The organism is Acidiphilium sp. PM (assembly GCF_000219295.1).
GTDB lineage: Bacteria > Pseudomonadota > Alphaproteobacteria > Acetobacterales > Acetobacteraceae > Acidiphilium > Acidiphilium multivorum.
Genome location: NZ_AFPR01000185.1, coordinates 1 through 10,273, shown reverse-complemented (window position 1 = coordinate 10,273; position 10,273 = coordinate 1). Strand labels below are relative to the sequence as shown.

Annotated in this window: 11 protein-coding genes and 2 pseudogenes; 7 read left to right on the top strand and 6 right to left on the bottom strand. The window is 69.1% G+C overall.

The features are described 5' to 3' along the window. The 6 genes and pseudogenes from APM_RS08820 to APM_RS08795 form a co-directional block, all read left to right on the top strand. Nucleotides 1-194: pseudogene (locus tag APM_RS08820) on the top strand (HPP family protein); the annotation flags it as partial. Nucleotides 195-313: 119 nt separating this feature from the next. Further along, a complete protein-coding gene (locus APM_RS08815; protein ID WP_231844493.1) occupies nucleotides 314-1,705 on the top strand; it encodes a methyl-accepting chemotaxis protein in 1,392 nt (463 codons plus the stop codon). Between the two features lie 52 nt (nucleotides 1,706-1,757). Next, nucleotides 1,758-2,435 (top strand): leucyl/phenylalanyl-tRNA--protein transferase, encoded by a 678-nt coding sequence (gene aat, locus APM_RS08810; protein WP_007423019.1) that lies wholly within the window; start codon nucleotides 1,758-1,760, stop codon nucleotides 2,433-2,435. A gap of 180 nt (nucleotides 2,436-2,615) precedes the next feature. Continuing rightward, entirely contained in the window at nucleotides 2,616-3,455 is an 840-nt protein-coding gene (locus APM_RS08805; protein ID WP_007423018.1) for an ABC transporter substrate-binding protein, read from the top strand. Nucleotides 3,456-3,460: 5 nt separating this feature from the next. After that, entirely contained in the window at nucleotides 3,461-4,285 is an 825-nt protein-coding gene (locus APM_RS08800; RefSeq protein ID WP_013639844.1) for an amino acid ABC transporter permease, read from the top strand. Beyond that, nucleotides 4,282-5,049, top strand: coding sequence for an amino acid ABC transporter ATP-binding protein (locus APM_RS08795; protein WP_007423016.1), 768 nt, complete (start codon nucleotides 4,282-4,284; stop codon nucleotides 5,047-5,049). The genes APM_RS08800 and APM_RS08795 overlap by 4 nt, the downstream gene beginning before the upstream one ends. A gap of 177 nt (nucleotides 5,050-5,226) precedes the next feature. Here APM_RS08795 and APM_RS08790 read toward each other — a convergent pair whose 3' ends face one another. The 5 genes from APM_RS08790 to APM_RS08775 all read right to left on the bottom strand — a co-directional run bounded on the left by APM_RS08790 (nucleotide 5,227) and on the right by APM_RS08775 (nucleotide 8,532). Next, nucleotides 5,227-6,264: a carbohydrate kinase family protein gene (locus APM_RS08790; RefSeq protein WP_039888174.1), complete on the bottom strand. Its 1,038-nt coding sequence runs from the start codon at nucleotides 6,262-6,264 to the stop codon at nucleotides 5,227-5,229. Nucleotides 6,265-6,271: 7 nt separating this feature from the next. Continuing rightward, nucleotides 6,272-7,258 carry a hypothetical protein gene (locus APM_RS08785; RefSeq protein ID WP_007423014.1) on the bottom strand — a complete coding sequence of 329 codons (987 nt, stop codon included), beginning with the start codon at nucleotides 7,256-7,258 and terminating at the stop codon, nucleotides 6,272-6,274. A 281-nt stretch (nucleotides 7,259-7,539) separates the two neighbouring features. Further along, on the bottom strand, nucleotides 7,540-7,680 hold the full coding sequence (locus APM_RS22005; protein WP_155856347.1) for a hypothetical protein: 141 nt from the start codon (nucleotides 7,678-7,680) through the stop codon (nucleotides 7,540-7,542). Continuing rightward, the gene (locus APM_RS08780) at nucleotides 7,664-8,227 is read right to left on the bottom strand and encodes a hypothetical protein (protein WP_007423013.1); all 564 of its coding nucleotides are present in this window, start codon (nucleotides 8,225-8,227) and stop codon (nucleotides 7,664-7,666) included. Before APM_RS08780 ends, APM_RS22005 begins: the two co-directional genes overlap by 17 nt. A gap of 80 nt (nucleotides 8,228-8,307) precedes the next feature. After that, nucleotides 8,308-8,532, bottom strand: coding sequence for a hypothetical protein (locus APM_RS08775; RefSeq protein WP_039888173.1), 225 nt, complete (start codon nucleotides 8,530-8,532; stop codon nucleotides 8,308-8,310). A gap of 263 nt (nucleotides 8,533-8,795) precedes the next feature. Between APM_RS08775 and APM_RS08770 the strand changes: the two genes are divergently transcribed. After that, nucleotides 8,796-9,725, top strand: coding sequence for a glycine betaine ABC transporter substrate-binding protein (locus APM_RS08770; protein ID WP_007423012.1), 930 nt, complete (start codon nucleotides 8,796-8,798; stop codon nucleotides 9,723-9,725). Nucleotides 9,726-9,790: 65 nt separating this feature from the next. On the opposite strand, the pseudogene APM_RS08765 reads toward APM_RS08770, so the two are convergent. After that, nucleotides 9,791-10,273: pseudogene (locus APM_RS08765) on the bottom strand (hypothetical protein); the annotation flags it as partial.

The window sequence follows — 10,273 nt, the reverse complement described above, 5'->3', positions numbered from 1 at the left end:
CGCCCGGCGTGGCGCTCGCGCTCTATCCCGCGCTGCTGCATCCGGGGCCGTGGTTCGCCGCCGCGGTGGTGCTGCCCTTCACCCTCGCGGTGGTGGCTTCGGCGTCGCTGCTGAGCCGGTGGGTGGCATCCTGGCCGGCCTATCCGCTGCCGCTGCGCCCGCGCCAAAGGTGCATCGCGCGCATCGCGAGGTAAGGTTTCATTAATGATAGTGCTCTAGCCCGGGCGGCGAACCAGCTTGCCATGGGGTGCCGCCGACCGTGTTCAGCATCAGGAAATCCAAAGACGCTCTGCCGCTCTCGAAGGATGCGGGCATGTTGCTTGCCGCGCTGCAACAGATCAGCGTTCCATTGTTCGTGCTCGGGCGCGACGGCGCCGTGGTGTTCTGGAATCCCGCCTGCGCCGAACTGACCGGTCTTGCCGCCGCCGAGGTGATCGGCACGAAGGAGCACTGGAAGGGATTTTACCCGGCGCCGCGCCCGTGCATGGCGGATCTCGTGCTGTCGGGCAATGGCGGGCAGGCCGGCCAGCTCTACGCGCAGAACAGCGGCGGGCAGGACGGCCGGATGAGCGCCGAGAACTGGTGCGACATGCCGTTGACCGGCCGCAGGCGCTATCTCGGAATCGATGCCGGGCCGATCCGCGATGCGGAGGGGAACACGGTGTTCGTGGTCGAGACGCTCAAGGACATGACCTCGGCGAAGCAGGCGGAACTGGACCTCGCCGCCGAGCGCGAGCGGGTGATGGGCGCGCAGGCCGCCGTCGTCACCGCGATCGCCGACGGGCTGCGGAACCTGTCGGCGGGCATCCTGACGTTCCGGATCACCAGGGCCCTGCCGGCGGAGTATGAAACGCTGCGGGTCGATTTCAACAACTCCATCGAGAAGCTGCAGCGAACCCTGTCGCGCATCGACCAGGACGCGCAGCACGTCCTGGCGGCGACCGACGAGATCGCCCGCGCCTCGGGCGACCTGTCGCAGCGGACGGAACGGCAGGCGGCGAGCCTCGAACAGACGGCCGCCGCCGTCGAGCAGATCACCGCGACGGTCCGCACCACGGCGCAGGGCGCGGCCGAGGCGGGGGCGGCGGTCAGCCAGGCGGAGGCGACGGCGCGGCATTCGGCCACGGTCGTCGAGGACACCGTGGCGGCGATGAACCGGATCGAGACCTCCTCGAACAAGATCACCAACATCATCGGCATCATCGACGAGATCGCCTTCCAGACCAATCTCCTGGCGCTCAATGCCGGGGTCGAGGCGGCGCGCGCCGGCGATGCCGGGCGGGGCTTCGCCGTCGTCGCCACCGAGGTCCGCGCCCTGGCGCAGCGCTCGGCCGACGCGGCGCGGGAAATCAAGTCGCTCATCCTCGCGGCGTCCGGCGAGGTCAAGGCCGGGGTGAACCTCGTCGACGAGACCGGCAAGGCGCTGCAGCGGATCGGCGGGGAAATCGGCACCCTGAGCCGCCTGATGGGCGACATCACCGCCTCGGCGCGGGAACAGGCGACCGGGCTCGCCGAGGTGAACGCCGCCATCAGCGAGATGGACCATGTGACGCAGCAGAACGCGGCGATGGCCGAGCAGGCGACCGCCGGCTGCCGCAACCTCTCCGAGAAGGCGTCGCGGCTGTCCGGCCTCGTGGGCGAATTCCGGATCCGCCAGCCGGGCGAAGCGGCCCCGGCCGGCGCGGACGCGATGCACGCCGCCTGAGCAGCGCCGCCGGGCCGGTTGTCCGCCCCCGCGTTTCGGACCATCATCGGCCATGGACTCGCCACGTTTCGAACTGACGGCGGACATCCTGCTGCGCGCCTATCGGTTCGGCCTGTTTCCGATGGCCGAGCGGCGGAATGCGGCGGACCTGCATTTCCTCGATCCCGAGCGGCGGGGCGTGCTGCCGCTGGAGGCGTTCCACCTGCCGCGCCGGCTCGCGCGCACGCTGCGGAACACGAGCCTCGACATCGTCTCCGACCGGGATTTTCCCGCGCTGATCGCCGCCTGCGCCGCGCGCCGGCCGGTGCGGCCGGAGACCTGGATCAACGAGGAGATCGAGCGCCTCTTCGTCGACCTGCACCGGCGCGGCCATGCGCACAGCGTTGAGGTCTGGCAGGGCGGGGAACTCGTCGGCGGGTTGTATGGCTTGGCGATCGGCGGCGCCTTTTTCGGCGAGAGCATGGTCTCGCTCGTGCGGGATGCCTCGAAGCTCGCGCTGGTGCACCTCGTGGCGCGGCTGCGGCTGGGCGGGTTTTCATTGCTGGACACGCAGTTCCTGACCGCGCACCTGGCCCGGTTCGGCGCGTTCGAGATCGGCCGCGCCGCGTATCACGCGCGCCTTGCCGAGGCGGTGGCGCGGCCGGCGCGCTGGATCGCCGATCCGGCGCCCGCCGTCATCGAGGCCGAGATCGCCCGCCTGCGGCTCGCGGAGACCGACACCGAAGGGTGACAAGGCGCCGGCCGCCACCAATCCGGGCCTCGGCCCTCCCTTCCGGCCGGGCCGGGAGCGGTCTATCCTGCCATGCTGCGGTCATGCATGGACCGCCGAAGCGGGAACCGCCATAAGGGCCATTAACGGGTGCGAACCCGAAACAGCAAGACACGATCACAGGAAGAACGGGAGACGGACATGTTGCGTGCGGCAATCAGCAAACTGTCGGCAAGACGGCGTGGGGCGAGGCTGGCGGCCGCCGGCGCCGCGGTCCTGCTGGCGCTGCCGGCGGCGGCGTCCGGCGCCGTCCCGAACGGCATCAAGCTCGTCAATCCGGGTCACCTGACGATCTGCACCCATCTGTCCTACAAGCCCTTCGAGTATATCAACAAGGACGGCAAGGTCGTCGGCTTCGATGTCGACATGCTGGATCTGCTGGCGAAGCGGCTGGGCGTGAAGACCCGGATCATCAGCATCGACTGGAACCAGGTGACCTCCGGCGCGGTGTTCGCCGCCAATCGCTGCGATGTCGCGATGGGCGCGGAGACGATCACGCCGGAACGCGCCAAGGCGGTGCTGTTCTCCGATCCGTATTTCGACGCGACGCAGGTCCTCCTGGCCAAGAAGGGCTCCGGCGTGCATGGCCTGGCCAGCCTCAAGGGCAAGCGGTTCGGCGTGCAGGTCAACACCACCGGGCAGATCTACGCCGACAAGCGGGCCGCCAAATTCGGCTACACCACGGTCATCTTTCCCGACCTGATCGCCGAGGCCTCGGCCGTCAGCGTCGGCGCCGTCGCGGCGGCGATCAACGATAACGGCCCGATGTACGAATACGCCAGGACGCATCCCGACACCCATGTGGTGGCCGAGTTCGATACCGGCGAGCACTACGGATTCGCGTTCAAGAAGAACAGCGCCAACGCGACCCGGCTGGCCGGCGTGCTGAACACCGTCCTCGCCAAGGCCAAGAGCGACGGCGAATACAACAAGATCTTCAAGACGTGGTTCGGCCAGATCCCGCAGGACGTCAAACAGTAAGGCGGATGAGCGGCGACGCCGACCGGCCGGCGGCGCGCCGGCGCGCAAGCCCGCGGCTGCGGGCGAGGCGGTCCAGGATGGCGCAATACGCCATTCTGGCGATCGTTCTCGCGCTGGCGGCCGAGTTCGCCAAGTGGCGCGAGATCGGGCGGACCTTCTTCGAGCCGCGGCTGATCGAATTCACGATTCTCCACGGCCTCGCCAACGCGCTGCTGAACACCGCGCTCTATACGGCCGGCGCGTTCGTGCTCGGCCTCGTGCTCGGCCTCGTGCTGGCGCTGATGCGGCTGTCCCCGGTCGCGCCCTATCGCTGGCTGGCGACGGTCTATATCGAATTCTTCCGCGGCCTGCCCTCGCTTGTCGTGTTCATCGCGTTTTCGCTGCTGCCGCTGGCCTTTTCCGGACTGACGATCCCGTGGTCGCCCTACGGCACGGTCTGGGTCGCGCTCGGCGTCGTCGGCAGCGCCTACATGGCGGAGACGATGCGCGCCGGCATCCAGGCCGTGCCCAAAGGCCAGGTCGAGGCGGCGCGCTCGCTCGGCATGTCCTCGGCGCAGGCGATGCGCAAGATCGTGCTGATGCAGGCGCTGCGGCTCATGGTGCCGCCGCTGACGAACGAGCTGATCATGCTCATCAAGGATTCGTCGCTGGTGTTCGTGGTCGGGCTGTCGGCCGGGCAGTTCGATCTGACGGAATTCGGGCGGTCCACGGCCAATACCAACGTCAACATCACGCCGCTCGTGGTGGCCGGGCTCGGCTACCTGCTGATCACGCTGCCGCTGTCGATGCTGGTGCGGCGGATGGAGGTATCGCGGGTGACGGGAGCATGAGCGGCGTCGATCCAGGCCGGACGGTTGTGAAGATCGAAGGGCTGCACAAGCGATTCGGCCAGAACCATGTGCTGAGGGGAATCGATTTCAGCGTCGCGCGGGGCGAGGTGGTGTGCATCATCGGCCCGTCGGGGTCGGGCAAGTCGACGCTGCTGCGCTGCATCAACCTGCTCGAACGGCCGCAGCAGGGCCGGCTCGAGGTCAATGGCGAGAACCTGCTCGACCCGGATTGCGACATCGATGCGGCGCGCCGGCACATCGGCATGGTGTTCCAGCAGTTCAACCTCTTTCCGCATCACACCGCGCTGGAGAACTGCATCGTCGCGCCGATGACGGTGCTGCGCCTGACGCGGGCGGCGGCGGAGGCGACGGCCCGCGCCAATCTCGAGCGCGTCGGCCTCGCCGACAAGCTCGGCGCCTATCCCGCCCAGTTGTCCGGCGGCCAGCAGCAGCGGGTGGCGATCGCCCGGGCGCTGTCGATGGAGCCGGCGCTGATGCTGTTCGACGAACCGACCTCGGCACTCGATCCAGAACTCGTGGGCGAGGTGCTGACCGCGATGCGGCAACTGGCCGAGGCCGGCATGACGATGATCGTCGTGACCCACGAAATGGCCTTCGCCCGCGAGGTGGCCGATCGGGTCGTGTTCATGGATGCCGGCACGATCATCGAGCAGGGGCCGCCGGACTCGGTGATCGGCGCGCCGCGCGAGGCGCGGACGCAGAGCTTCCTGCGCCGCGTGCTCAACCCGGTTCACCTCGACTAGTGTCCCGAATCTGAAATCCATCGGATTTCAGATTCAAAGTGGACACTGGAAAAAACAATAGTTTGGTGGCCTGCTTGTCCCTGAAAATCCCCCACGAATTTCAGGGGCAAGACATTATAGCACTTTCCGATCCTGCTGGATCGGATGTAGTGCTCTATCATATTGATCATCGGAGCATCAGCCGAGACCGGTCAGTTCCTCCCGCCATCCCCACCGGCAGGCGATGTCGAGGCAGTCCTGCCAGGCCTCGATCGCATCGGTCGTGCCGATGCTGCGCAGCGAGACGGCCGCCGCGGCGTGGGCGAGGGCGAGGGCGCGCGCGGTCTCCCAGCCCTCGTGAAAACCGTAGAGAAAACCTGAGGCGAACGCGTCGCCGGCACCATTGGCGCCGGCGATCTCCGCCTCCGGCACGCGGACCGACGCCTTCGCGGCAACCGTTCCGTCGCGCGCGACCGCGATGGCGCCGCGCGGGAAATGCACGGCCACGAGCCGCATCGCGCCGCTGGCCAGAACCGCGCGCGCGGCGCGCAGGCAGGCTGCGATGTCGGTCTCTCCATGGTCGCATGTCGCCATGCCGGCGATCGCGCCGATCTCGACGTCGTTGACCACCAGCAGATCGAGTTCCGGCAGGCAGGGCCGCACCAGCGCGGCGAGGCGTTCGGCCGGAACGCTGCACAGTTCGAGATTCGTCAGCAGCCCGGCCCGCCGCGCCTTGCGCAGGGTTGCGACCCAGCCGTTCGCGGCGTCGCCCCAGGCGCCGTCCATCCGCGCGTGGATGCCGGGCAGGCCGAGATGCAGGATGCGGCCGCGGGTGGCGGCGAAGTCGAAATGATCGGGGGTGAGCGCATCGGCGGCGCCGGCCCGGAAGATGTGCGTCCGCCGTCCGCTCCGGCGCGAGGTGTAGGCGTCGGTGAACTGCGTCGGCGCGCCCGCGACGACGGTGAGCCCGGTTGCGTCGATGCCGTGCGCCGCGGCCGCGGCATGCAGCAGGCGGCCATTTTCGTCATCGCCGACCACGCCGATGGTCTCCACAGGCATGCCGGCGTCGAGCCGCCGGATGCCGAAGGCGAGGTTGCACGCCGAACCGCCGCCGCGCGCCTGTTCCTCCAGGATTTCGACGAGGCCGTCCTCGCCCGGCCAGAACTCGACCACACGGTTGCGGTCGACGCACCAGGTCCCGCCGGTGACGAAGCCGCGTCGCGCCATGTCGCTCATGGGCGCGTCAGTGCTGCCTGAGGGGGGCTTCCGTGATCAGCAGGTCGTCGGCGAGCGGGCGCGTCGGCGCGATCCCCTGTGCCTGCAGCGTGCCGTGATAGGCCTTCACCGCCTCCTCCGGCGAGACCGCGCCGCTGGCGACCTCGCGCATCAGCGACACGATGGCGAGCGGATCCTCGGCGAGGTTGATCTTGCGGCCGAACAGCGCGACGCGCGCGCCGTACCGTTCCGCCTGGTGCAGCAGTTCGAACGTGTCGCGCGTGGTGCCGGCGCTGCCGCCGAGCACGCCGACGATCAGCGACGGATCGTACGACGCCAGCTCCTCGAGCGCTTTCGGGCCGTTATAGGGGATCTTGAGGAATTGCGGCCGGTCCGCCTGCATCACGCCGGCGAGGCAGCGATGAATGCAGTCATTGACGTAGAAGGGGATCTGTTCCGGGTCGATGCCGCAGGCGATGTTCGGGTTGAACACTTCGAGGAAATAGGTGAAGCCGGCCGCCCGCGCATCGGCGCGGAACGCGGCGAACGCGTCCAGCGCGGCGAGGTCGGTCTCGATATCGTTGCAGAACGTCATCGAATACAGGCCGAGATCGGTGAGGCGCGCGGCCTGGGCGAGGTCGGCGGTGCGGAACGGACGCGACGCCGCAAGGTGATAGGTGGCGCCGCGCATCCGCCAGATGTCGGTCGTGTCGTTCGCGCGGATGGCGGGCTTCACCGCGCTGCCGGCGAACGTGCCCTGCGCCGCCAGCACTTCGAGGTTGGAGGCCGAGACGAGCATGATATCGACGATGTCCTGCGCGACGATCGCCCTGACCTGGTCGAGGAACTCGGCCCTGGTGCGGTGGCGGGTCCAGCTGCCGTCGCGCTCGCGCTTCGGCCCCGCCGCGGTGATGCTCGGTCCCATGTCGCCGTCCTTCGCATCGGCGATGATGAAGTCGCTGGGCCGGTACTTCCCCGCGCGGATCCGGGCGAGCTTGGCATCGAGGCGGGTCATCGTGGCTCCTGCTGGTTGGCCGGGATCAAGTTGCGGCGATCGTCCGGCCACCCTCTGCGCCGCATCGGCTCGGTGCGGCGCGGCAATGACCGGCATCGGCCATGCTATTGCGCGCCGGGGGACGAGACAAGCCGAGCCGCCCCGTATGTTCCGGCGCCTTCGCCTCCCGAAACCTCTCTAGAGCATCATCCGATCAGATGGAGTCATCTGATCGGATAAAGATACTCTGGTTATCAACAAGATAGAGCACGACATCCGATCCATCGGGATCGGAACGTGCTCTACACCCGCAGCGCGAGCAGCAGCATCAGCGCGGCCACCACGAGGGGGACCAGCCCGAATACCCATACCGGCAGCTCGCCGCCTTCCTTTCGCGGCTGCGTCCGCGGCGAATCCTGCCGGCTCTCAGTTGGTCGAGGCATGGTGCTGTCCCGTCTCAGTGCTGTCCGCATCGCCGCGCAGCGGCCGTCCCGTCCACGCGATCGCGCAGATCTTCCTGCTCAGCGCATGGGCCTTGGTGAATCCGTCGAGGCTGAAGGCCGTTGTGGCCACGCCGTGCCGCCCGGTATCGACGCCCAGATACACCCGCTTGTACGCCTTCAGATCGTGGATGACCGGCCTTGCCGCCGGCGCGAAGGCGATGGCGCCGCGCGTGCGGAAGCGGACCCGCCGCGGGCCGATTCGCACCGCCGGGTCGGCCGGCGCCGCCGCGAGCCCGTCGATGGCGGTCTCCGCCGCATGGCCGCGATGCTCCGCCACGATCAGCACGAGGCGCCGCCCGCTCCGTCCCTTCATGGGGCCCCAGACCGGATATGTCGCCGCGTAGCACACTTCATGCCGTCCCCGGCCGTCCCTGAGCACCATCCAGTGTCCGATCTCGGAGACGAAATGCGGGCGCCCCGCCGCCATGGCGCGAGCACCCGCTCCGAACCCCAAGACGATCAGGCAGATCGCGGCTTCCGTCCTCATGTCCCAGATGTCGCAGCACGGCGACGCCGCTCAAGGCAACGTCGCGTGATGCGCGGAAATGTGACAGGCGCCGCGCCCGATCATTCGTTGCCGCTGTTGCCGACCACCTTGTGCGCGAACGGCACGTTCACCACCGGCTGCGACGGCCCGGTGAACGACGGGTAGGCCTGCCCGATCACGCCGGGAGGGGTCTGCGCGGTGATCGGCTGGGCCGGCATGTCGGGGATGCCCATGCCGGCATGGGCGATGCCGGAGACACCCAGCAGAGCGGCGGCCGCCACGGAAGCAATGATGGTCTTTTTCATTGTCAGTCTCCTGAACTTTCCGGATGTCCCGGCCTCACGACGGGGCCGTCTCATCCGCGATGTCCAGGATGTAGGCCTGTCGGATTCATCGTCCTAGAGCGATCGGGGAATAGGTTTGATAACTGCCGGAGATGAATCAACCCCCGCCTTCGCGCCGCCGCCGGGCACGGTTGCGTGATCGCGTGCCCCGCCCGCTTGGCAGGCCGCCTGCGGGCCGATAGCAGCAACCGGCGGGCCGCGCCCCGCTTGATGATGAGGAAACCATGCTTGCACAAACCCTGCGACTGTCCGCCCTTTGCGCCGCCGCCATCGCGATCGCCCCGGCCCCGGCGCGGGCGCAGCCGCCAGCCGCCTGCCGCACGATCCGCCTCGGCCATGGCGGATGGCTCGACAACCAGGTGCAGAACGCCGTCTTCGGCGCCGTCGTGGCACCCTTCGGCTACCAGGTGAGGATCGAGCCCGCCCGCCTCAAGACGATCTACCATCGCCTCGCCGACGGCCGGCTCGACGTCTACCTGCAGGACTGGCGGCCCGATAACTGGATGTCATCGGTCACCGCGATCCGGGATTCCGATGTCGCCCGCAAGCGCATCGCCGTGGCCGGGACCGACCTTTCCGGCGCCCGCCACACGCTCGCGGTGCCGGCCTATCTCTACCGCGCCGGCCTGAAGGACTTCGCGGACATCCACAAGTTCGCCGGCCAACTCGACCACACGATCTACGGCATCGAGCCCGACAATGTCGGCGACCGTCAGCTGCTGTCGATGATCCGCCACAACACCGACGGCCTCGGCGGCTTCCACCTCGTGCAGGCCGGCGCCGGCGGCATGCTGCGGGCGCTGGCGGCGAAGATCCGCCACCACGAGCCGATCCTGTTCCTCGGCTGGCAGCCCGACGCGATGAACGTCGAATACCGCATCCGCTACCTCGGCGGCGGCGCCGCCGCCTTCGGCCACGACCAGGGGGCGGCGCGAAGCCTGATCCTGACGCGCGCCGGCTACGCCGCGCAATGCCCCGCCATCGGCGGCCTGCTGCACCGCTTCCGCCTGCCGGTCCGGGCGGAAAGCCGCATGATGTATGACATCCAGGTCAAGCGCGAGGCCGTCGGGCCGGTCGCCGCGGCATGGATCGCCGCGCATCCGGCCTGGCTGAAGCGGATGCGCGCGCCACTCGCCTCTCCCGCGCGCGGCTGACCCGAGGCGGCTGACCCGAGGCGGCCGACCCGAGGCGGCCGGGCAGGGCAGGGCAGGGGGCCGGCTCAGAACACCAGCGAGACCGCGAACCGTCCGAACGGGCGGTTGCGCGGCCCGTTGCCCGCGTTCAGCCGTTCCCAGCCGAGATCGGCATCGATCGACACCCGGCGGAACAGCCGCGAGCGCATCTCGACCCCCGCCGCCGTCATCATCGCGCGGCTGCCGGGCATCCCGGCGCCGGCCGGCTGCGCGGTGCGCGCGACATTCCAGAACACGCCGCCGCGCAGCATCCGCAGGCCGCCCGCCGCCCCGAGCGGAAACACCGCCTGCTGCCCGGCCAGCACGCCGCGGCTCGCCGGCGAAATCGGCGCGAGGGCCGGATCGGCGCTGGCAAGATCGCCCAGGCTGACGCGATCGGCATTGAACAGCAGGCCGCTGCCGAACTGGTCGCAGAACGCCGTGGTCAGCACGGCACCCGCCGGCAGCGCGGTGCTGCGCGTCAGCGCAGCCGGCCATAGGCGAAATCGGAGCGGGCGAGCCCCGGCGCG

Coding starts and splice junctions, on each gene's coding strand:
- APM_RS08815 (WP_231844493.1), top strand. CDS start 314: ATGTTGCTTGCCGCGCTGCAACAGATCAGCGTTCCATTGTTCGTGCTC.
- aat (WP_007423019.1), top strand. CDS start 1,758: ATGGACTCGCCACGTTTCGAACTGACGGCGGACATCCTGCTGCGCGCC.
- APM_RS08805 (WP_007423018.1), top strand. CDS start 2,616: ATGTTGCGTGCGGCAATCAGCAAACTGTCGGCAAGACGGCGTGGGGCG.
- APM_RS08800 (WP_013639844.1), top strand. CDS start 3,461: ATGAGCGGCGACGCCGACCGGCCGGCGGCGCGCCGGCGCGCAAGCCCG.
- APM_RS08795 (WP_007423016.1), top strand. CDS start 4,282: ATGAGCGGCGTCGATCCAGGCCGGACGGTTGTGAAGATCGAAGGGCTG.
- APM_RS08790 (WP_039888174.1), bottom strand. CDS start 6,264: ATGAGCGACATGGCGCGACGCGGCTTCGTCACCGGCGGGACCTGGTGC.
- APM_RS08785 (WP_007423014.1), bottom strand. CDS start 7,258: ATGACCCGCCTCGATGCCAAGCTCGCCCGGATCCGCGCGGGGAAGTAC.
- APM_RS22005 (WP_155856347.1), bottom strand. CDS start 7,680: ATGCCTCGACCAACTGAGAGCCGGCAGGATTCGCCGCGGACGCAGCCG.
- APM_RS08780 (WP_007423013.1), bottom strand. CDS start 8,227: ATGAGGACGGAAGCCGCGATCTGCCTGATCGTCTTGGGGTTCGGAGCG.
- APM_RS08775 (WP_039888173.1), bottom strand. CDS start 8,532: ATGAAAAAGACCATCATTGCTTCCGTGGCGGCCGCCGCTCTGCTGGGT.
- APM_RS08770 (WP_007423012.1), top strand. CDS start 8,796: ATGCTTGCACAAACCCTGCGACTGTCCGCCCTTTGCGCCGCCGCCATC.